A 20,266-nucleotide genomic window follows, 5' to 3' on the forward strand; every position below is an offset into this window, starting at 1 on the left:
CCGCCGGGCGCCCCCCCCCCCCCCGGCGCGCGCCCCTCCACCCCCCCCCCCCACCCTCCCGCGTCTGCCGCCCCCCCACCCCCCCCCCGCGCCCTCACCCCCCCCCCGAAATCGCGTTCGCAGAGCCGATGGCCTGATCTGTGGGGTAGGAGGCCTGGACGCCATACCCGCGAGGGTCAACACTGAACCCATGGCGCGGTCGGTGGTGATCCTCGGCTTTCCCGGCGTGCAGGCGTTGGACCTGGTCGGGCCGCACGACGTGTTCACCGGCGCGGCCCTGCTCACCGAGGGCGGGTACCGGGTCAGCGTCGTCTCCCGCGACGGCCAACCCGTGAGCACCGGGACCGGCCTGGCTTTCGTCGCCGAGGCGCTGCCCGAACCGCGCGACATCGACACCCTGATCCTGCCCGGCGGTGCGGGCGTCGACGCCGTCCGGGACGACGCCGACGCCATGGCCTGGATCCGCGCGGCCGCCGCCAACTCCCGCCGCGTCGTCAGCGTGTGCACCGGCGCCTTCCTGGCCGCCGAGGCCGGGCTGCTCGACGGCTGCCGCGCGACCACGCACTGGGCCTTCGCCGACCGGATGGCCCGCGAGTTCCCGGCCGTGACCGTCGACCGCGAGCCCATCTTTTTGCGCAGTTCGGAGCGGGTCTGGACGGCGGCGGGGGTGACGTCGGGCATCGACCTGTCGCTGGCGCTTGTCGAAGAGGACTACGGCACCGAGGTCGCCCAGACCGTCGCCCGCTACCTCGTGTTGTATCTGCGACGCCCCGGCGGCCAGACGCAATTCGCCGCGCCGGTGTGGATGCCGCGGGCGCGTCGCCAGCCCATCCGCGATGTGCAGGAGGCGATCGAATCCGAACCCGGTGCCGCCCATAGCATCTCGGATCTTGCTCGGCGCGCCGCGATGAGCCCGCGGCACTTCACCCGGGTGTTCACCGACGAGGTCGGCGAAGCGCCCGGCGCCTACGTCGAACGCGTCCGCACCGAGGCCGCTCGCCGTCAGCTGGAGGAGACTGACGACACCGTCGTCTCCATCGCCAGCCGGTGCGGGTTCGGAACCTCGGAAACCATGCGCCGCAACTTCATTCGCCGAGTGGGCGTGTCGCCCGACCAATACCGCAAAACCTTTGTCTAGAGGAGATTCCCATGCAGATCGCCATCGTCCTCTATCCCGGCTTCACCGCCCTGGATTTCATCGGGCCCTACGAGGTGCTGCGCTTTCTGCCGGACGCCGAGGTTCGCTTCCTGTGGCATGAGCCCGGACCGATCGCCGCAGACTCCGGTGTCCTAGTGGTCGGCGCTACCCACACCTTCGATGAAACCCCTTCTCCCGACGTCATTCTCGTGCCCGGCGGGATGACCACAATGGAACACGCCCGCGACGAGAAGCTGCTCGACTGGGTGCGCAGCGCGCACGAAACAGCCACCTGGACGGCGTCGGTGTGCTCAGGATCGGTCATCCTCGCCGCTGCCGGGCTGCTGAAAGGCAAGCGCGCGACGTCGCATTGGATGGCGCTGACCGCGCTCAAGGCCCTTGGCGTCACCGCCGTCGGCGACGAACGGGTGGTGCACGAGGGCGACATCGTCACCTGCGCGGGGGTGTCGGCGGGGATCGATCTCGCGCTGTGGCTGGCCGGTCAGATCGGCGGCGAGGAGCGCGCCAAGGTGATCCAACTGTCCATGGAATACGACCCGCAGCCGCCGTTTGACTCCGGGCACATGTCGAAGGCCTCGGCGACCACCAAGGCCACCGCCGCCGCGCTGATGGCCAAGGATCTGGCCAACCCGACCCAGCTCAAGGCCATGACGTCGCTGTTGTGGACCGGCGCCATCGAAGCGGCCCGGTCGCGAGGCAAGCGGAAACGGGGACGCGTAGCCTCTGCGAGGTGATCAACCTGGCCTACGAGGAAAACGGCTCCGGCGATCCGGTCCTGTTCATCGCCGGCACCGGCGGCGCCGGGCGCACGTGGCACATTCACCAGGTCCCGCCGTTCGTGGCGGCGGGCTACCGCTGCATCACCTTCGACAACCGGGGGATCGGGGCCACCGAGAACGCCGGTGGCTTCGGCACCGAGCAGATGATCGCCGACACCGCCGCCCTCATCGAGCAGGTGGCCGACGGCGGCCCGGCCCGGGTGGTGGCGATGTCGATGGGTGCCTACATCGCCCAGGAGCTGATGCTGGCCCGTCCCGACCTGGTCAGCCAGGCCGTGCTGATGGGCACCCGCGGCCGTCTGGACCGCATCCGGAAGTCCATCCGCGCCGCCGACGTCGAACTCACCAAGGCCGAAATCCAGCTGCCGCCCGCATATGCCGCGAAAGTGCGTGTGCTGGAGAACTTCTCGCCCAAAACGATCAACGACGAGAAGGCCATCGGGGACTGGATGGAGATGTTCACCGCGTTCCCGATCAAGCGGACGCCGGGCCTGGCCGCCCAGCTCGAGGTGTATCCCAAGGAGAACCGGCTGACCGCCTACCGGTCCATCCGCACCGAGGTGCTGGTGATCGGGTTCGCCGACGACGTGCTCACCCCGGCGACGCTCGGCCGCGAGGTTGCCGACGCTCTGCCCAACGGTCGCTACGTGCAGATCGGCCACACCGGGCACCTCGGATTCCTGGAGCGCCCGGACACCGTGAACAGCGCCATGCTGGACTTCTTCGCCGGCGCGCTCGTCTAATGTCGCCGGCCGGAGCGGCTCCGGCGTCTAAGGCCCTCAAAAACGACATATGACACGCTGTAGTGGTGAACCCATCGACGGCCCAGGCCCGTGTCGTCGTCGACGAATTGATTCGCGGCGGCGTCCGCGACGTCGTCCTCTGCCCCGGCTCGCGTAACGCCCCGCTGGCCTTCGCACTGGCCGACGCCGACCGCGCGGGCCGGCTCCGCCTGCACGTCCGCATCGACGAGCGCACCGCCGGCTTCCTGGCCATTGGCCTCGCGGTGGCCGAGCGTGCGCCGGTATGCGTCGCGATGACGTCGGGCACCGCGGTGGCCAACATGGGTCCCGCCGTCGTCGAGGCCAACTACGCCCGCGTGCCGCTGATCGTGCTGTCGGCCAACCGTCCCTACGAGCTGTTGGGCACCGGCGCCAACCAGACTTTCGAGCAGCTCGGCTATTTCGGCACGCAGGTTCGCACGGCGATCAGCCTGGGCCTCGCTGAAGACGGGCCCGACAAGCTGGACGAACTCAATGCGCAGTGGCGCTCGGCCACCTGCCGCGTCCTGGCGGCGGCCACCGGCGCCCGCACCGCGAACGCCGGCCCGGTGCAGTTCGACATCCCGCTGCGCGAACCGCTGGTGCCCGATCCCGGGCCAGCGGCCGGCGATCTCCCGCCCGGGCGGCCCGACGGCAAACCGTGGACCTACAACCCGCCGGTGGTCTTCGACCAGCCCCTGAACATCGACCTCACCCCCGACACCGTGGTGATCGCCGGGCACGGCGCCGGTGTGCACCCCAACCTGGCCGCCCTGCCCACGGTCGCCGAGCCGACCGCGCCGCACGCCGCGAACCCTCTGCACCCGCTCGCGCTGCCGCTGCTGCGGCCGCGGCAGGTGATCATGCTGGGCCGGCCCACACTGCACCGGCCGGTGTCGACGCTGCTGGCCGACTCCTCCGTGCCGGTGTTCGCGTTGACCACCGGCCCCCGCTGGCCGGACGTCTCGGGCAACTCGCAGGCCACCGGGACCCGGGCCGAGACCAGCGGCGCACCGGATCCGGCCTGGCTGGAGCGCTGCGCGGAGGCCAACCGGCTCGCGGTGGCCGCGGTACGCGACCAGCTGGCCGCCCACCCGCTGACCACCGGCCTGCACGTGGCGGCGGCGGTGGCCGACGCCGTGCGCCCGGGGGATCAGCTTGTGCTCGGTGCGTCCAACCCGGTGCGCGACGCGGCGCTCGTCGGCCTGAACACCGACGGTGTGCAGGTGCGCTCCAACCGCGGCGTGGCCGGGATCGACGGCACGGTGTCGACGATCGTCGGTGCGGCACTGGCACATGACCGAAGCGGGAATGCCGGCAGAACCATCGGCCTGATCGGTGACATGACGTTCGTGCACGACAGCTCCGGATTGCTGATCGGCCCCACCGAGCCCATCCCGAAGAACCTGACGATCGTGGTGTCCAACGACAACGGCGGCGGCATCTTCGAGCTACTCGAGCAGGGCGACCCCCGGTTCTCCGACGTGTCGGCGCGGGTCTTCGGCACCCCGCACGACGTCGACGTCGGCGCGCTGTGCCGCGCCTACCACATCGAGTCCCGCCAGATCGAAGTCGATCAGCTCGGCCCCGCCCTCGCCGAATCACACGAGGGCATGCGGGTTTTGGAGGTCAAAGCCGACCGGTCGTCGCTGCGGCAGTTGCACGCCGCGATCAGGGCGGCACTGTGACCGGCAGGCTGCCCGCCCTGCTGAATTCGGCGTTGCCCCGGCGCGATCCCGACGTGGTCGACACGACGCAGCGGAAGCTGTTGCGCTGGAGCAAGTGTGCGGTGTGGATCCTGATCGGTCTGGTCACCTTGCAGTCGGTGCTGTTGGTGGCCGGTGCGTGGCGCAACGACCGCCAGATCGAACGCAACATGGGGGTGGCGCAGGCTGAGGTGCTCTCCGCCGGACCGCGCCGCTCGACGATCGAGTTCGTCACCCCTGATCGCATCACCTACCGTCCCGAACTCGGCGTGCTCTACCCATCGGAACTAGCCGAGGGGATGCGCATCTACGTCGAATACGATCGCAACGATCCGGATCTGGTTCGGGTGCAACACCGTACCGCTGCGCTGGCGATCATTCCGGCCGGCTCGATCGCGGTGGTGGCATGGCTGATCGGTGCGCTGGTGCTAGCCGGACTGGCTTTTCTGGAGCGCAGGCTGGCTCAGGTCGACATCAACTTGGACAGCCAGTTGTTGTCGTAGATATCGACGGCCTTGTTCGTGGTCAGGTCGAATACCGTTGGGGTACCGGTGCTGATCGGGTCGATCTCATAGAGGTACTCGAAGTTGGTGTCGGCCATCTCGGTCAAGTCCAGCGCGGGCTTGCCGGCCCGCATCGCGTCGACCGCCGTCACCGGCACACCGCTTTCGCGGGCCATATCGGCGATTTCGGTGTCGGTGGGTCCCTTGCCGCGGGAATCCTGGTGGCCCCAAAGGTCTTCGATGAACGCCTGAAACGCCTTGGCCGACGTGTCCGGTCCGGCCGCCAGGAACATCGCGTTGCTCACCCGATCGGAATAGCCGCCGGGCTTTTCGTCCAGGAAGGTCAACGGCCGGTAAGTGACGACGAGCTGGCCGAGGTTCATGTACCGGGACAACTCGTCGCCGAAATCCTTCTGCAGATCGGCGCAGTGGTTGCATTGCGGTTCGGTGTAGATCTCGATGCTCACCCGCGCCGTCGGATCGCCGGTCACAATGCCGAACCCGTCCTTGCTCAGCGCGGTCGCCGGCCCGCGCGGATCCACCTGTGCCACACCGGCGATTTCCTTGCTGCAGCCGGCAACTAGCATCACCAGCGCCACCACGACCACCGACCAGTACCGCATGCTGGCACGCTACCCCGTTCCACCTGTTTTTCGTGTCGTGTATGCCTGGGCGCAACCCTGCTGTCAGGCGCCGCTGCAACTCTCGTTGTGTGCGCGTTGCGATTGTCGCCGAGTCCTTCCTGCCCAACGTCAATGGCGTCACCAACTCGGTGCTGCGGGTGCTGGAGCATCTCCGCCGCACTGGTCATGAAGCGCTCGTCATCGCCCCGGACACCCCCCGCGGTGAGCCGGCGGCCGAGCGTATCCACGACGGAGTCCGGGTGCACCGGGTCCCGTCGAAGATGTTCCCGAAGGTGACGTCGTTGCCACTGGGTGTGCCGCGCCCCCGCATCGTGGGGGTGCTGCGCGGGTTCGACCCGCACGTCGTTCACCTGGCCTCCCCGGCATTGCTGGGCTACGGCGGTCTGCAGGCCGCGCGGTTCCTCGGCGTGCCTACGGTGGCCGTGTACCAGACCGACGTCGCCGGGTTCGCCGAAAGTTATGGCATGGGTGCTGCCTCCAAGGCGGCCTGGGCGTGGACGCGGCACCTGCATTCGCGTGCCGACCGCACCCTGGCGCCATCCACCGCATCGATGGAAGACCTTGCCGCTCATGGCATCCCGCGCGTGCATCAGTGGGCTCGCGGCGTCGACGTCACCGGCTTCGCGCCGTCGGCACGCAACGGCGAGCTGCGCGCACGGTGGTCTCCGGCAGGCAAGCCGATCGTCGGCTTCGTCGGGCGGCTCGCGCCGGAGAAGCATGTCGAACGGCTGGCGGTGCTCGATCGACGTGATGACCTGCAGCTGGTCATCGTCGGTGACGGTGTCGACCGGGACAAACTGCGGGCGCTGCTGCCGGCGGCGGTGTTCACCGGCGCCCTCTACGGGGAGCAGTTGTCCGCCGCCTACGCGAGCATGGACGTGTTCGTCCATCCGGGTGAGCATGAGACCTTCTGCCAGGTCGTACAGGAGGCGATGGCCTCCGGTGTGCCGGTCATTGCGCCCAATGCCGGTGGTCCGCGTGACCTCGTCGCGCCCTACCGCACCGGACTGTTGCTGGGGGTCGACGAATTCGAGGCGCGACTGGCGCAGTCGGTGGATCATCTGCTCGACGAGCGGGCGCGCTATTCACTGGCTGCCCGTCGCAGCGTGCTCGGCCGGACGTGGCCGGCGATCTGCGACCAGCTAATCGGTCACTACGAGGCGGTGCGGGTGGAAGGACGCCGCCGCCGACGTACCCGGGCGGCCTGAGCCGCAACGTACGCAAACCTTAATTGTTCCTGAGAAACCTTTCCATACCCGTTGGTCTGGAGCAGACTGAAAGCCAAGCGGGGGAACGCTAATAGCAAATGTCAACACCACTTCTTCACGACGGGGAACGCCCGATGAATGACGCGTCGTATCGCCACGATCTCAGTGAATTTGCCCTCGAACTCCGTAAGTTGGCTTACACCATGCCGGCTGGACATGAGGATCGCCTGATTCACCTCAGCGAACGAATGGCAAGTCGCGCGCGTCAATTATCGAGACTCGACGCGCACGCGATGTAGCTAGCCCTGCGCCTCGACGGCGACGGGCTGCCACTGCTCCCAATTGGCAAGGCGGCTCTCGTAGTCGGCCTTTGCTGTGGCCAGCGGCGACTCCCCGAAGAACGCCCGCAACGGTGGCGTCGGTGCATCGACGATCTTGAGGATCGCGGTCGCCGATGCCTTGGGGTTGCCAGGCTTGGACCACCGCGTCGCGCGGGCTTCATCGACCTGGCGATGCAACTCGGCATACTCCGGCAGCTCGACCGATCGCTTCGAGGACGGACCGGACCAGTCGGTGTCGAAACCACCCGGCTCGATGAGCGTCACATGAATGCCGAACGGTGCGACTTCCTGAGCCAGCGCCTGGGAGAAGCCCTCGAGCGCCCACTTCGACGCGTGGTAGATACCGACGAGTGGGAACGCGGTGATGCCGCCGATGGACGACACCTGGATGATGTGGCCGCTGCCCTGGGCGCGCAGATACGGCAGTGCGGCCTGGGTGATCCACAGCGCACCGAACACATTGGTCTCGAGCTGGTCGCGCGCGTCTTTCTCGGACAGCTCCTCGATGAAGCCGAAGTGGCCGTAGCCGGCGTTGTTGACCACGATGTCGAGCCGGCCGAAGTGGTCGTGGGCCTGCTTGACCGCGGCGAAGTCGGCTTCGCGGTCGGTGACGTCGAGCGGGATCGGCAGGATCGCGTCGCCGTAGGTGTCGACCAGGTCGGCGAGGGTGCCGGTGTCGCGGGCGGTGGCGGCGACCTTGTCGCCGCGCTCGAGGGCGCCGATCGCCCATTCCCGGCCGAAGCCACGCGAGGTACCGGTGATGAACCAGACTTTTTCACTCATGGCTGAGTGCAACGCGTAAGCGGGCTCATGATTCCCACTCGGGTAGCGTCGGCACCGTGAGCCGCGCGACGCTGGACAAGGATCCCCGCGATGTGGCGTCGATGTTCGACGCCGTCGCGCGCCGCTACGACATCACCAACACCGTGCTCTCGATGGGGCAGGACCGCTCTTGGCGGCGGGCGACCCGCGCGGCGTTGGGCATCGGGCCGGGCGATCGCGTGCTGGACCTGGCGGCCGGCACCGCGGTGTCGACGGTCGAGCTGACCAAGTCTGGCGCCTGGTGTGTGGCCGCGGACTTCTCGGTCGGCATGCTGCGGGCCGGGGCCGCGCGACCGGTTCCGAAGGTCGCCGCCGACGCGACGAAGCTGCCGTTCGCCGATGAGGTGTTCGACGCGGTCACCATCAGCTTCGGTCTGCGCAACGTCGTCGACCACCCGGCCGGCCTGCGTGAGATGGCGCGGGTGACCCGCCCCGGTGGGCGGCTGGTGGTGTGCGAGTTCTCCACGCCCGTGGTGCCGGTGTTCTCTTTCGTCTACAAGGAGTACCTGATGCAGGCGCTGCCGCGGGTGGCCCGCGCGGTGTCCAGCAATCCCGATGCCTACGTCTATCTGGCCGAGTCCATCCGGGCGTGGCCCGACCAGGCGGCCCTGGCTGGCCAGATCCGGGACGCCGGCTGGTCAGATGTGCGCTGGCGCAACCTCACTGGCGGGATTGTCGCGCTGCACGCGGCCGTTAAAGCCTAGCGTCCTGCGATTTCGGCGCGCTAACGTGCGCCCTGCGCACGAAAGCGCGCCCAAATCACTAGTTAACGGCCCGCGTCGGCCAGCACCTGATAGCCGGCGTTGTATCCCGGGACGAACGTGATGCCCGGCCCGCCGTGGCAGCCCGCGCCACCGAGATAGAGGCCCTCGATCGGGATCGGCTCGTCGATGAATCCCTTGGGGCCCGGCCGGTTCACGCCCATCAGCTCGGGCTGCAGCAGGCCGTGGCAGAAGTCCCCGTTGGGCGCGGCGAACATGGTGTTCATGTGATACGGCGCAAACGTGATGTCGCGGATCAGGATGTCCTTGAAGTTCGGCGCATAGCGAGTGAGCTTGTCGACAACCTGTTGGGCCATCTCGGTTTTGAGCTGACCGTGCTGCTCGCGGGGAGCCTCGATGGGGAACGCGTAGGCGTACACACTGGCGGCGTGCTTGCCCTCGGGAGCCATCTCGGGGTCGCCGACCGTCGGCATCTGAATCGACATCGCGGGGTTGTCCGGTACCTCGCCGCGACGACACATCTCCCATTGGCGCTGTTGCTCTTCGGGTGAACCGAACATGCCGACCGACATCTGCATGCCGGGCTCGTTGAGGTAGTCGTACGGTGCGGCGTACTGCGGCAGGCCGTCGAGGGCGAAGTGGATCTGCATGAAGGACGCGCGGTGGTCGCGGCCGCCGAGGCGGGTCACCAGTGACGACGGAAGATGATCGGCGCCAACGAGATCCAGCAGGGTGGTCTCCGGCGCGAGGTTGGACACCACAATGGGCGCGGTGATCACTTCGCCGTCCTTGAGCCGCACCCCGGTGACCTTGCCGTCCTCGACCAGGATCTGGTCGACCTTGGCTCGGTACCGCATTTCGCCTGCGGCGTCGAGGAACAGATCGCGCAGATGATCGGCCAGCACACCGATGCCGCCCTTGAGTTTGGTGGTCATCTGGCCGCCCTCCGGGGGCATGGCCATGGCGAACGCCAAACACGTTGCGCTGCCAGGGGTATACGGCCCGCGATAGGTCGAGTTGACCGCCAGGAACGCCAGCATGCCGCGGATGACGGCGTGCTTCTCCTTGTCGGGCAGGAACCGGTCGACGACGTCCATCGCCGAGCCGAACAGCATCTCGTGGATCGCACGCCGCTCGTTTTCGTCTGCGGCACAGGCATACATCTCGTCGATGGTCTTCGGGAGTGCCAGCGCATCGAAGCGCCCGAGTGCCTTGCCCGGGCCCGCGCTCCAGGCGTACAGGTTGGCCATGGCCATCACGGCGTCCATGCCGTGCTTCTCGTTGAGGTGGGTCATCATCGCCATCGGGTCGCTGTGGAAGATCATCGCTTCCTCACCGTTTTCCCCGAGGTTGACCGACATGATCTCCGACTCGATGGTCGGCAGCGTGTCCAGGCCGAGCTCGCTGTTGATCTTCTGCGCGGTGGGGAAGCGCACGGACCCGGCGATCTCGTACTTGAAGCCGTCGATCAGCTCGACGGTGGCAGCCATACCGCCGCTGTAGGTATTGGCCTCCAGGCACAGCGTGCGCAGGCCCGCGCGCTGCAGCACCACCGCCGCGGTCAGCCCGTTGTGTCCAGCCCCCACGATGATCGCGTCGTAATCCGTCATGCGGCGGAGCTTATGACGGGCCAGGCCCGATGTGAAGAAGTTTTGTCAAATTTGTCATAACTGGATGTGGTCGCCGGCGTGACCTGCGTCGATGTCGCTCAGGTGAACGGCTTGCGCCGGTCCACGATTCGCGACCCCATCCCCGCCACCCGCCACGCCCGCGCGACCAGGTCGACGTCGTCCTCGGTCACCAGGTTGCCCATCACCCGCACGGCGACGCCCATCATCGCGCGGGAGCGCATCGCGATCGGCCCGGTCAGCGGCAGGAACCGGGGCAGTGTCAGCAGCAGCCCCAGCCGGCGGGCTACCGAGAAGCCGCGCCCGTAGTGCGCCTGCAACGTCGCAGGCCAGGCTAGAGACAGATCCCCGGAGCCCAGCATCTCGGCCGCGAGCCGCCCCGTCTCCAGCCCGTAGTCGATGCCCTCACCGTTCAGCGGGTTCACGCAGGCCGCGGCGTCCCCGATGAGCACCCAGTTCGGTCCGGCCACCCCGGAGACCGCGCCGCCCATCGGCAACAGGGCCGAGGACACCGCCCGCGGCGCACCCTCGAAACCCCACGAGGCCCGCTTCAGGTCGGTGTAGTGCTTGATCAGCGGTCGCAACGCCACATCGGCGGGCCGTTTGGCCGTGGCCAGCGCGCCGACGCCGATGTTCACCTCGCCGTTGCCCAGCGGGAAGATCCAGCCGTAACCGGGCAGCACCTGCCCGTCGACTGAGCGCAGTTCCAGATCCGAGGAGATCCACGGCTCCGAAGCGCGCGGGGAGGCCAGATACCCGCGCACGGCCACCCCGTAGACGGTCTCCTGATGCCACTGCCGGCCCAGCACCCGGCCGAACGGGGAGCGGGCCCCGTCGGCCACGATCAGCCACCGGCACGACACCCGCGACCCGTCGGCCAACACCACCGCGTCCACCAGTCCGCGCGAATCAATAGATACATCAACGGCTTTCACGCCGAGCAGCATCGACGCCCCGGCGTCCTCGGCGACCTTGCGGATTCGGTCGTCGAGTTCGGTGCGGGGCACCGCCGAGCCGCCAGAGGGGAACGACGGGCCGGGCCAGGGCACCTCGACGTCGGCGCCGAACCCGGAGAGCCGCAGCCCGTGATGGCGGATGTGGCCGTCGAGCCAGTCGCCGAGCCCGAGGCGCTGCAACTCCAGCACCGCGCGCGGGGTCAGCCCGTCGCCGCAGGGCTTGTCTCGGGGAAACTCGGCGGCGTCGATGACGAGCACGTCGTGGCCGTGCCGGGCGGCCCAGGCGGCGGCCGCTGACCCTGCCGGTCCTGCCCCGACGACCACCACCGTCGCATGCCTGTCCATGTTCCCCAGTATGTTGGCAGGGTGAGTACTCCGGCGACGGTGGTAGCAGGGGTGGACTTCGGTGACCCGGCGTTCGCCAAGAGCGTCCGCGACGGGGTGGGCCGCGTCGAAGAGCTCATGAGCACCGAACTCCGCGGCGGCGACGAGCTGATGACCGAGGCCGTCGTGCATCTCTTCGAGGCCGGTGGCAAGCGGTTCCGGCCGCTGTTCACCGTGCTCTCCGCGCAGATCGGCCCCGATCCGGACGCTTGGCAGGTCACCGTGGCCGGCGCGGTGATCGAGCTGGTGCACCTGGCGACGCTGTACCACGACGACGTGATGGATGAGGCGCAGATGCGCCGCGGGGCGCCCAGCGCCAACGCCCGCTGGGGCAACAACATCGCGATCCTGGCCGGCGACTACCTGTTCGCGACGGCGTCGCGCTTGGTGAGCCGCCTCGGCCCGGACGCGGTGCGCATCATCGCCGAGACGTTCGCCCAGCTGGTGACGGGCCAAATGCGCGAGACCAAGGGCAACACGACGGGTGTGGATCCAGTCGAGCATTACCTGAAGGTGGTCTACGAGAAGACCGCCTGCCTGATCGCGGCGTCGGGCCGCTTCGGCGCCACATTCGCCGGAGCCACCGACGATCAGGTCGAGCGGCTGAGCCGGCTCGGCGGCATCGTCGGCACCGCATTCCAGATCTCCGACGACATCATCGACATCGACAGTGACCCCGACGAGTCGGGCAAGCTGCCGGGCACTGACCTGCGAGAAGGCGTGCACACCTTGCCGGTGCTGTATGCGTTGAATGAGACCGGCCGCGACGCCGACCGGCTGCGCGAACTGGTGAAGGGGCCGATCGAAGACGACGACGCACTGGCCGAGGCGCTGGCGCTGCTGCGTTCCGGACCCGGCATCGCCAAGGCCAAGGCCACCGTCGAGCGTTATGCCATAGAGGCCGGTGAGGAGCTGGCCGGGTTGCCGGACGGGCCCGGCCGTCGTGCGCTGGCCTCGCTGATGGACTACACAATTAACCGGCACGGCTGAGCGATTCGCGGAACCTCGCAGTCGGTTCGAGACGTTAATCTCCGGTGAGAGTGCGTTTGCTCGTAGGAGGAATTCGATGACTTGGCATCCGGCCGCCAACACGGCGAAGACGTTCATGCTGCTTGTCGGAATGTCGGCGCTGATCGTCTTCCTCGGTTCGCTGTTCGGTCGCAACGTCATGTTCCTGGCCCTGGTGTTCGCCATCGGCATGAACGTCTACGTGTACTTCAACTCCGACAAGCTGGCGCTGCGCGCGATGCACGCTCAGCCGATCAACGAGGTGCAGGCCCCGCAGATCTACTCGATGGTGAGGGAGCTGGCCACCGCCGCCCACCAGCCGATGCCGCGGCTCTATATCAGCGACACGGCGAATCCGAACGCCTTCGCCACCGGCCGCAACCCGCGCAACGCGGCGGTGTGCGTCACGACGGGGATCCTGGATCTGCTCAGCGAGCGGGAACTGCGCGCAGTGCTGGGCCACGAGCTCTCGCACGTCTACAACCGCGACATCCTGATCTCGTGTGTGGCCGGTGCGCTGGCCTCGGTGATCACCGCGCTGGCCAACATCGCGTTGTTCGCCTCGATGTTCGGCGGCGGCAACCGTGAAGGCGGTGCCAATCCCTTTGCTCTGCTGCTGGTTTCACTGCTCGGTCCGATCGCCGCGACGGTGATCCGGATGGCGGTGTCCCGCTCGCGCGAGTATCAAGCCGACGCGTCCGGGGCCGAACTCTCCGGTGACCCGCTGGCGCTGGCCTCGGCGTTGCGCAAGATCAGCGGCGGGGTGGAGAACGCGCCGCTGCCGCCCGAGCCGCAGCTCGCCGACCAGGCGCACTTGATGATCGCCAGCCCGTTCCGCGCCAGCGAGAAGATCGGCAAGCTGTTCTCCACCCATCCGCCGATCACGGACCGGATTGCCCGGCTCGAAAAGATGGCCGGGTACCACCCCTAGTTCGAGCTCGAGCTGGCCATCGCGTCTACGGTCGTTGACTTGGCGGGGCTGGCGATCCCGGCCTGACGCAGCGAGCGCAGCACCATCGACCTCAGGATCCGGCCGACCTCGAACTGCTTGCCCGGCAGAGTGCGGGCCACCATCCGCAGGTTGACGGTGTCCACCTCGATGCTTTCCACGCCCATGAGCGTGGGCTCGTCGAGCAGCAGTTGGTCCAGGCGGCTGTCGTCCATCGCATTCGACGAGACTCCGTGCAGCACGTCGTTGACCTTGTTGAGGTCGGCGCTCGCGGGCACCGGGATGTCGACGACGGCGCGCGCCCAGTCCTTGGACAGGTTCAGCGCCTTGACGATCTGACCGTTGGGGATCGTATAGACCTCGCCGTCGCCGGACCGCAGTTTGGTCACCCGCAGCGTGACGTCCTCGACGGTCCCGGTCGCCTCCTTGGCGATACCGCCCACGGTCAGTGACACCAGGTCACCGAAGCCGTATTGCTTCTCGGTGATGATGAAGAACCCGCTGAGCAGGTCCTGCACCACCCGCTGCGCGCCGAAGCCGATTGCGGCACCCAGCACCGCGGCCGGCGCGACCAGTGAGCCGATCGGCAGGCCGAGCTGGTCGAAGACATCGACGGCGACCAGTACATAGAGCACGGCGATCAGCACTGACGAGATCACCGACGCGACAGCGGCGCGGTGCTTGGCGCTCTCGGAGCGCACCAGCTCGTCGCCGCTGTCGAGCCGGCTGGCGATCTTGCCTGCAATCCAGCGGAAGAGCCGGGTGGCCAGCAGGGCGGCGGCGATCACCAGCACGATGTGCAAGCCCTTGGTGCGCAGCCACTCGCCCATATTTCCGGCCCAGAAGTCCGGCCATTTACCGGCAGCCAGGTACGTCGTTGTGAGTGAGTTCATAGTCCTTACGCGAATTGCCTTGTCGTGGCGCTCGTTTGGTGTGCATCAAGCACGGGGACCGTTGTTGCGTTGCCCGAACGGCCGGGTTTTACACCCGCGTGGTGTTGATCACGATTCGCCAGGCGGCGGCGTGCTGCCCCGTTTGCGGATCCCCAAGGGTGTGTCGGCGTGACCCAGGACGCGGCAGCCGCGATCGGTGTGCCGGGGGCGGCCTCGGCCGAACCCGCTGTGGGGCGTCAGTCGCGGTAGTAGGTCCAGTGGCCGGAATGGCTCTTGCAGGTGTAGGCGCCCGCGTTGTGATGCTGCATTGGGTGATCGGCACTTTGGTTCCAAGGCCCGATGTAATATTCGCCGAGCGCCAGGCCCGTTCCCGCGCCAATCAGACCTGGTGGGTGCCGGTCGAAATTCTCGGACCACCAACGTTCTGAATAGAATAGAGCGCAGTAATCAGTATCGGCTGCCTCGTCGATAAATATGAATCCATCGTCTACAAGATGTGGCCAAATGTACCTTACGCACGTATCTAGGCTTGCTTCTAGATCGACATCAATAAACGCCAAGAGCACCGGTTCATCTAGGGCGGGGAGAGTGTCGTCGAACCAGCCTTGTATGAACTCGCAGCGGTTGACAGCACCAAAACGCTCCAGGTTGCGCCGCACCTCACCAAGCGAACCCGAGTAATCGCCCTCGGAATAATATTGACTTAGACGGTCGAGATCATTTGCCTTCGGTAAACCCTCAAATGAGTCATAGATCTTCAGGGTGCGGCCCGTGAGATCGCATATCAAGGACAGATTTGCTGCAGAACCGCCTTTCCAGGTTCCGCATTCCAATATACTGCCGGGCACCGATGGCGGCGTTTCCAGGATCTTCAGTGACATCGCAAGGTGAGTCTTATATGACGTGCCAGTGGAAATACGGACTGTATTCCAAAACATCCGCGCACCGAGTGTCATCTTCTTTAAAAACCCGAGACGGTACGACGGATGAATGGTGCGAGAATTCAAGATGAAGAAAATCGCTATAGGCGCCGACAGAATGTAATAGATTCTCAGCGTGAGATTTCGATGTGAGAAGCGCCGGAGTTCACTGATCCAACCGGACATGCCATCCCCCCTCCGGGATTAGCTAGAATTCGGAAAAACAAACATCATCGCGATTCACGAGGGAGGCGTCCCGCAGAGCCCTTCGTTTCATTCGAAATGCTTGCTACGTCACCGTAGCGTTGATTGCGCCGTGACTGCAACAGGATGGAGGCAAAGATGCTCGTCAGAGCGTTGCGAGCCCGGCAAAAACCCTGCACGGGTCCTGGTCTCTACCGCTCAACAGAAGCCGTTTTCCGGTGAGTGCACATGTGGGCTGCCGCGGTCAGCACAATTCCTTGTGTATGGGAGTCGCAGAATTGGTTGCACCATTCCGTGGTCGCTTTGCCCTGGCGTCGTTCGGTGTCGGCGTTGATCCACTCGGTTTTTTCGATGAATTTATTGCTCGCCGCCGCTGGCGTCTTTTACGTGGGTGACGAGGCAGCCGCCGATGACTGCCGCGATGACGCCTGCCGGTCGGAAACGGGACGGCACGGTAACGAACCGGGGTGGTCCGGTCGACTGACCAGGTAAGTGCGCAGACTGCGCCGCACGCGGCGCTTACGTAGGGTGTGGTGAATGCTGAGCAGAATCGTGATTGGCCTGGTGAGCGCTGCGGGGGCCGCCGCGATCGGTGTGCCGGGCGCGGCCTCGGCCGACCCCGATGCGCCGCCGGCCCCGGTCCTTCCCAACGTCAACGCCTACACACCGGTGAGCCCGGTGGCGTACTCGGCGATGGGCGGCAACTGGTATGCCTTCGCAGGGCCGCCCGGCGTCGTCTGCATTCTCGACAAGGGCAACGGCAGCTACGGCTGCAGCGGTGCGCTCCCTGGTGCGCCGGGTGGGGCGAACCTGGTCAGTGCTGGCCCGTCCGGTGAACCTGGGTTCTCGAGCACGGGCGCGTCGGTCTACGCCGCGGCCGGTGACGTCAAGGCGTTGCCGCCGAACACGCGGCTGAGCTTTCGCGACGTCAGCTGTGGCGTCGACGGCGGCGGGACCGTCGCGTGTGTGAACAACCACGACCAGGTCGGCTTCGTCGTCGGCCCGGGGGCCACGTTCACGTCGGGTCCCAGCCCGATGCTGGATCGGCCGAAGAACGGCAACCCGTTGTTCCCGTCATTCGGCGGCTAAGCCCGACTCCTCGGGGCGCATCGATCCTGCGCTCAGCGCGTGATCCGGGGCCCAAAAGGCGCTCTCACCGCAGGATGGATGCGGTCATCGCAGACTCGGCGGCTAGAAGTGTGAGTCGTTGACCTCGTGGCCGGGCTTCTCGGCCATCAGGCCGCGGTAGGCCTGCTCGACGTTGGCGCCGTGATTGACCACCGCATCGACTTCGCGGGCGATCGGCATGTTCAGTCCGTACTTCTCGGCGAACTCCATGATCACGCTGGCGGCCTTGACGCCCTCGGCGACCTGGTTCATCGAGGCGATGATTTCCTCAATCGTCTTGCCTGAGCCCAGTTCTTCGCCGACGTGGCGGTTGCGGCTGCGCTTGGACGTGCAGGTGACGATGAGGTCGCCCATGCCGGCCAGGCCGGAGAAGGTGTCGCGGTGGCCGCCGACTGCTTCGCCGAGTCGCGACATCTCCCGCACCGCGCGGGCCATCACCAGCGCCCGGGTGTTCTCGCCGATACCCAGCGAGTAGCCCATGCCGACGGCGATCGCGTAGACGTTCTTCAGCGCGCCGGCAATCTCGACGCCGACGACATCGTCGGTGGTGTAGACGCGAAACCGCTTGGTGCGGAACATCTTCCCGAGGTTGGCGGCCAGGTGCTGATCCGGCATGGCCAGCACCGCCGCGGCCGCAAACCCGTCGGCGACCTCGCGCGCGATATTGGGGCCGGCGAGGATGCCGGCCGGGTGGCCGGGCAGAACCTCGTCGATGATCTGGCTCATCCGCATGTTGGTGCCCTGCTCGAGGCCCTTGACCAGGCTGACGACCGGCACCCAGGGGCGCAGTTCCTTGCTCAGCTCGGCGAGCACCCCGCGGAAGCCGTGCGAGGGAACACCCATGACCACCACGTCGGCGCAGTTGGCTGCCTCGGTGAAATCGGTGGTGGCGCGCAAGGTTTCCGAGAGTTCGACGTCATCGCCCAGGTAGCGAGAATTGCGGTGGTTCTCGTTGATGTCCTTGGCGGTCTCCTCCGAGCGCACCCATTGCAGCGTCGGCCCGCGGCGGGCGCAGATGGATGCGACGGTGGTACCCCAGGATCCGCCCCCGAGTACGACAACTTTGGGTTCGCGGCGATCAGACGTCATGGCGTTCAGGGTATTGCGAATACCCCGGTGTTCATGCGGAGTTGGGCAACTGCGATGCGACGTCGCACAGTTTCTGGCTGCTGTTCTGTTCGGTGGTCGCGAATCCGGTGGCACTGGTGTGCATGTCCTGCGCGTGGTCGCCGATGGTGGCGACGAGTTCGGTGGTACGCCTGTTCCAGTTGGCGACGCGGTTGGCCAGCGCCTGCGCGGAGGTGCCGATCCAGCCGACCTCGGCGGCCGACAGTTGGGCGTGGGCGCCTGCGTGGCTGGCGTGTAGGTCGTCGCCGCGGGCGGTCACCTGGGTGGCCGACTGGCTCAGGGCGTCGCTATCGACGATGAGTGTGCCTGGCATGCCACCAGTGATATCAACTCCCGGCGGTGTCGTCACTTCACCCGCGACGAGCCCGCTTCGCATCACGTCGGGGAAACAGCGGACGTGCATGCTGGCTCTATGACCCGAGAGGAACTCACTGAGCAGATCGTCTTCGCGCGCCTGGCCAAGGGGCTGACGTGGCAGCAATTGGCCGACGCCATCGAGCGGCCCGTCGTGTGGACGACGGCGGCGCTGCTGGGGCAGCATCCGATCCCACCCGAACATGGCTCGGTGCTGGCCGAGATGCTTGGGCTAGACGGGTCTGCGATACCGGTGTTGGCTGCGGTCCCGATGCGCGGCGGGCTGCCGACTGCGGTGCCGACCGACCCGACGATCTACCGCTTCTACGAAGCGCTGCAGGTCTACGGCGGTGCGATCAAGGAGTTGATCCACGAACAGTTCGGCGACGGCATCATGAGCGCGATCAACTTCAGCCTCACACTCGACAAGAAGCCGCACCCGGCCGGCGACCGGATCGTCGTCACGTTCGACGGGAAGTTCCTGCCATACGACTGGACGTCAGCCGCCGATTAGTTGGTGGCTCGGGGACGGCACCCGTCCGAAGGTCATGTTCTCGTCGACCTTGTCGATGAAGTGGTGATCGAAGGCGTCGGCGAGGTAGTTCTGCCGCACCACCCACGGCCGCTTGAGGCCCGATTTCGGCAGGGCGTGCAGGTTGCGCAGCACGTAGCCGGCTTGAATGTCCCACGCAGGCTTCTCGGCGAGCGGCTCACCGCCCAGATGCGGGAAGGCATGGGTGTAGCCGTGAGAGTTCATGTGCGCGATCAACTTTGCCGCCGCCCGCGCGGTCATGTCAGCGCGCAGGGTCCACGACGCGTTGGTGTAGCCGATGCACCAGATCAGGTTGGGCACGTCTTCCAGCATGTGCGCTTTGTAGGAGAACTTCTCTTGCGGCTTGATCTCATTGCCGTCCAACGTGATTCGCACGCCGCCGAGGGCGTGCAATTGCAGGCCGGTGGCGGTGACGACGATGTCGGCATCCAGGTGCTCGCCGGACTTCAGTGCGATGCCGGTTTCGTCGAAGTGGTCGATATGGTCGGTGACCACCTCGGCGCGGCCGCTCCTGATCGCCTCGAACAAGTCGCCGTCGGCCACCAGGCACAGCCGCTGATCCCACACGTTGTAACGCGGCTTGAAGTGCACGTCGACCGGGTAGCCGGGCGGCAGTTCGGCGACGTTCTGCTTCCGGATGATGTTTCTGGCCAGCCCGGGGGCGGTCTGGGCGACGAACCAGACGACGCTTTCGAACATGACCGCGAAGTAGCGTGCGAACGCGTGAGAGATCTTGCGGGGAGCAAACTTTCGAACGAATTCAATGATGGGGTTGACCCGCGAACCGGCCATCAGATAAGTCGGCGAGCGCTGCAGCATGGTCACCTTGGCTGCCTTCTGCGCGAGCGCGGGAATCAGCGAAACGGCGGTGGCCCCGCTGCCGACAACGATCACCTTCTTGCCGGCGTAGTCGAGGTCTTCGGGCCAGAACTGCGGATGCACGACAGTGCCCTTGAACGTCTGCAAGCCGGGGAAGTCGGGGGTGTAGCCCTCGTCGTAGTTGTAGTAGCCGGACCCGAAGAACACGAAGCGGCCGCGATAGGTCTTTGGTTCACCGTTCTCGGTGACGTGCACCGTCCAGGTGTCGGTGGCCGAATCCCAATCGGCGGACTGCACGTGGGTCTGGAAATGGATGTGGGGGAGCATGCCGCGCTTGCGGGCGGTGTCGTCCATGTACTCGCGGATGTGGTCGCCGTCGGCGACGCCTTCCTTGCGGACCCACGGTTCCCACGGCCAGGACAGCGAGAAGATGCTGCTGTCCGAGCGGACGCCGGGGTAGCGGAACAGGTCCCAGGTGCCCCCGATGCGCTCGCGGCGTTCGAGGACGACGTAGCGGGTGCCGGGGTTGCGTTCGGCGATTCGGTAGGCCGCGCCGAGCCCGGAGAACCCCGCGCCGATGATCACGACGTCGTAGGAGCCGCCGTCCTGCTCGGTGGGTACCGACTCGGTGTCCGGGCTGGCGGTCATCGCGGTCCTCGCTTCACGTGTGTGGTGATGGACACCACATTAAGCACTG

General features: G+C 66.7%; 20 protein-coding genes. 11 read left to right on the plus strand and 9 right to left on the minus strand.

Going from position 1 to position 20,266, the window contains the following annotated elements; translation table 11 throughout:
- Positions 1-190 precede the first annotated feature (190 nt).
- From SLQ31_RS16900 to SLQ31_RS16920, 5 genes are all read left to right on the plus strand, one after another.
- Positions 191-1,138 (plus strand): GlxA family transcriptional regulator, encoded by a 948-nt coding sequence (locus SLQ31_RS16900; protein WP_319434718.1) that lies wholly within the window; start codon positions 191-193, stop codon positions 1,136-1,138.
- An 11-nt stretch (positions 1,139-1,149) separates the two neighbouring features.
- A complete protein-coding gene (locus SLQ31_RS16905) occupies positions 1,150-1,893 on the plus strand; it encodes a DJ-1/PfpI family protein (RefSeq protein WP_319434720.1) in 744 nt (247 codons plus the stop codon).
- Positions 1,890-2,681, plus strand: coding sequence for an alpha/beta hydrolase (locus SLQ31_RS16910; protein WP_319434722.1), 792 nt, complete (start codon positions 1,890-1,892; stop codon positions 2,679-2,681). The genes SLQ31_RS16905 and SLQ31_RS16910 overlap by 4 nt, the downstream gene beginning before the upstream one ends.
- A gap of 65 nt (positions 2,682-2,746) precedes the next feature.
- Positions 2,747-4,387: a 2-succinyl-5-enolpyruvyl-6-hydroxy-3-cyclohexene-1-carboxylic-acid synthase gene (gene menD, locus SLQ31_RS16915; protein WP_319434724.1), complete on the plus strand. Its 1,641-nt coding sequence runs from the start codon at positions 2,747-2,749 to the stop codon at positions 4,385-4,387.
- Between the two features lie 8 nt (positions 4,388-4,395).
- Complete coding sequence (locus SLQ31_RS16920; protein WP_319435804.1) at positions 4,396-4,908, plus strand: DUF3592 domain-containing protein; 513 nt, start codon at positions 4,396-4,398, stop codon at positions 4,906-4,908.
- Here SLQ31_RS16920 and SLQ31_RS16925 read toward each other — a convergent pair.
- A complete protein-coding gene (locus tag SLQ31_RS16925) occupies positions 4,869-5,531 on the minus strand; it encodes a DsbA family protein (protein WP_319434726.1) in 663 nt (220 codons plus the stop codon). The two genes, SLQ31_RS16920 and SLQ31_RS16925, sit on opposite strands and share 40 nt — an antisense overlap.
- An 89-nt stretch (positions 5,532-5,620) precedes the next feature.
- On the opposite strand from SLQ31_RS16925, the gene SLQ31_RS16930 reads away from it, so the two are divergent.
- Complete coding sequence (locus SLQ31_RS16930; RefSeq protein WP_319434728.1) at positions 5,621-6,760, plus strand: glycosyltransferase family 1 protein; 1,140 nt, start codon at positions 5,621-5,623, stop codon at positions 6,758-6,760.
- Between the two features lie 299 nt (positions 6,761-7,059).
- Here SLQ31_RS16930 and SLQ31_RS16935 read toward each other — a convergent pair whose 3' ends face one another.
- On the minus strand, positions 7,060-7,884 hold the full coding sequence (locus tag SLQ31_RS16935) for an SDR family oxidoreductase (protein ID WP_319434730.1): 825 nt from the start codon (positions 7,882-7,884) through the stop codon (positions 7,060-7,062).
- Positions 7,885-7,940: 56 nt separating this feature from the next.
- Here SLQ31_RS16935 and SLQ31_RS16940 point away from each other — a divergent pair, with 56 nt between their 5' ends.
- Positions 7,941-8,627 carry a demethylmenaquinone methyltransferase gene (locus tag SLQ31_RS16940; RefSeq protein ID WP_319434732.1) on the plus strand — a complete coding sequence of 229 codons (687 nt, stop codon included), beginning with the start codon at positions 7,941-7,943 and terminating at the stop codon, positions 8,625-8,627.
- Positions 8,628-8,689: 62 nt separating this feature from the next.
- On the opposite strand, the gene SLQ31_RS16945 is transcribed toward SLQ31_RS16940, so the two are convergent.
- The gene (locus SLQ31_RS16945; RefSeq protein WP_319434734.1) at positions 8,690-10,255 is read right to left on the minus strand and encodes an NAD(P)/FAD-dependent oxidoreductase; all 1,566 of its coding nucleotides are present in this window, start codon (positions 10,253-10,255) and stop codon (positions 8,690-8,692) included.
- 98 nt (positions 10,256-10,353) lie between these two features.
- Complete coding sequence (menJ, locus tag SLQ31_RS16950; RefSeq protein ID WP_319434736.1) at positions 10,354-11,574, minus strand: menaquinone reductase; 1,221 nt, start codon at positions 11,572-11,574, stop codon at positions 10,354-10,356.
- 21 nt (positions 11,575-11,595) lie between these two features.
- Here menJ and grcC1 point away from each other — a divergent pair, with 21 nt between their 5' ends.
- Both grcC1 and htpX read left to right on the plus strand, forming a co-directional pair.
- Positions 11,596-12,603 (plus strand): nonaprenyl/(2E,6E)-farnesyl/geranylgeranyl diphosphat synthase, encoded by a 1,008-nt coding sequence (gene grcC1 / locus SLQ31_RS16955; protein ID WP_319434738.1) that lies wholly within the window; start codon positions 11,596-11,598, stop codon positions 12,601-12,603.
- A 76-nt stretch (positions 12,604-12,679) separates the two neighbouring features.
- A complete protein-coding gene (htpX, locus tag SLQ31_RS16960) occupies positions 12,680-13,552 on the plus strand; it encodes a zinc metalloprotease HtpX (protein ID WP_319434740.1) in 873 nt (290 codons plus the stop codon).
- Here the strand turns inward: htpX and SLQ31_RS16965 are convergent.
- Together SLQ31_RS16965 and SLQ31_RS16970 are read right to left on the minus strand one after the other, a co-directional pair.
- Complete coding sequence (locus SLQ31_RS16965; RefSeq protein ID WP_319434742.1) at positions 13,549-14,463, minus strand: mechanosensitive ion channel family protein; 915 nt, start codon at positions 14,461-14,463, stop codon at positions 13,549-13,551. The two genes, htpX and SLQ31_RS16965, sit on opposite strands and share 4 nt — an antisense overlap.
- A gap of 236 nt (positions 14,464-14,699) precedes the next feature.
- Complete coding sequence (locus SLQ31_RS16970; RefSeq protein WP_319434744.1) at positions 14,700-15,569, minus strand: TylF/MycF/NovP-related O-methyltransferase; 870 nt, start codon at positions 15,567-15,569, stop codon at positions 14,700-14,702.
- 555 nt (positions 15,570-16,124) lie between these two features.
- On the opposite strand from SLQ31_RS16970, the gene SLQ31_RS16975 reads away from it, so the two are divergent.
- Positions 16,125-16,676 carry a hypothetical protein gene (locus SLQ31_RS16975; RefSeq protein WP_319434746.1) on the plus strand — a complete coding sequence of 184 codons (552 nt, stop codon included), beginning with the start codon at positions 16,125-16,127 and terminating at the stop codon, positions 16,674-16,676.
- 102 nt (positions 16,677-16,778) lie between these two features.
- Here the strand turns inward: SLQ31_RS16975 and SLQ31_RS16980 are convergent, their stop codons facing one another.
- Together SLQ31_RS16980 and SLQ31_RS16985 are read right to left on the minus strand one after the other, a co-directional pair.
- On the minus strand, positions 16,779-17,804 hold the full coding sequence (locus tag SLQ31_RS16980; protein WP_319434748.1) for an NAD(P)H-dependent glycerol-3-phosphate dehydrogenase: 1,026 nt from the start codon (positions 17,802-17,804) through the stop codon (positions 16,779-16,781).
- A gap of 31 nt (positions 17,805-17,835) precedes the next feature.
- The gene (locus SLQ31_RS16985) at positions 17,836-18,156 is read right to left on the minus strand and encodes a WXG100 family type VII secretion target (RefSeq protein ID WP_319434750.1); all 321 of its coding nucleotides are present in this window, start codon (positions 18,154-18,156) and stop codon (positions 17,836-17,838) included.
- A 99-nt stretch (positions 18,157-18,255) separates the two neighbouring features.
- On the opposite strand from SLQ31_RS16985, the gene cynS reads away from it, so the two are divergent.
- The gene (gene cynS / locus SLQ31_RS16990) at positions 18,256-18,711 is read left to right on the plus strand and encodes a cyanase (protein WP_319434752.1); all 456 of its coding nucleotides are present in this window, start codon (positions 18,256-18,258) and stop codon (positions 18,709-18,711) included.
- Here the strand turns inward: cynS and SLQ31_RS16995 are convergent.
- Entirely contained in the window at positions 18,697-20,217 is a 1,521-nt protein-coding gene (locus SLQ31_RS16995) for an NAD(P)/FAD-dependent oxidoreductase (protein WP_319434754.1), read from the minus strand. The genes cynS and SLQ31_RS16995 overlap by 15 nt on opposite strands.
- Between the last annotated feature and the right edge of the window lie 49 nt (positions 20,218-20,266).

This window comes from Mycobacterium sp. RTGN5 (assembly GCF_033804465.1).
In the GTDB taxonomy this organism is placed as follows: domain Bacteria; phylum Actinomycetota; class Actinomycetes; order Mycobacteriales; family Mycobacteriaceae; genus Mycobacterium.

Coding starts and splice junctions, on each gene's coding strand:
- SLQ31_RS16900 (WP_319434718.1), top strand. CDS start 191: ATGGCGCGGTCGGTGGTGATCCTCGGCTTTCCCGGCGTGCAGGCGTTG.
- SLQ31_RS16905 (WP_319434720.1), top strand. CDS start 1,150: ATGCAGATCGCCATCGTCCTCTATCCCGGCTTCACCGCCCTGGATTTC.
- SLQ31_RS16925 (WP_319434726.1), bottom strand. CDS start 5,531: ATGCGGTACTGGTCGGTGGTCGTGGTGGCGCTGGTGATGCTAGTTGCC.
- SLQ31_RS16935 (WP_319434730.1), bottom strand. CDS start 7,884: ATGAGTGAAAAAGTCTGGTTCATCACCGGTACCTCGCGTGGCTTCGGC.
- SLQ31_RS16945 (WP_319434734.1), bottom strand. CDS start 10,255: ATGACGGATTACGACGCGATCATCGTGGGGGCTGGACACAACGGGCTG.
- menJ (WP_319434736.1), bottom strand. CDS start 11,574: ATGGACAGGCATGCGACGGTGGTGGTCGTCGGGGCAGGACCGGCAGGG.
- htpX (WP_319434740.1), top strand. CDS start 12,680: ATGACTTGGCATCCGGCCGCCAACACGGCGAAGACGTTCATGCTGCTT.
- SLQ31_RS16965 (WP_319434742.1), bottom strand. CDS start 14,463: ATGAACTCACTCACAACGACGTACCTGGCTGCCGGTAAATGGCCGGAC.
- SLQ31_RS16970 (WP_319434744.1), bottom strand. CDS start 15,569: ATGTCCGGTTGGATCAGTGAACTCCGGCGCTTCTCACATCGAAATCTC.
- SLQ31_RS16975 (WP_319434746.1), top strand. CDS start 16,125: ATGCTGAGCAGAATCGTGATTGGCCTGGTGAGCGCTGCGGGGGCCGCC.
- SLQ31_RS16980 (WP_319434748.1), bottom strand. CDS start 17,804: ATGACGTCTGATCGCCGCGAACCCAAAGTTGTCGTACTCGGGGGCGGA.
- SLQ31_RS16985 (WP_319434750.1), bottom strand. CDS start 18,156: ATGCCAGGCACACTCATCGTCGATAGCGACGCCCTGAGCCAGTCGGCC.
- cynS (WP_319434752.1), top strand. CDS start 18,256: ATGACCCGAGAGGAACTCACTGAGCAGATCGTCTTCGCGCGCCTGGCC.
- SLQ31_RS16995 (WP_319434754.1), bottom strand. CDS start 20,217: ATGACCGCCAGCCCGGACACCGAGTCGGTACCCACCGAGCAGGACGGC.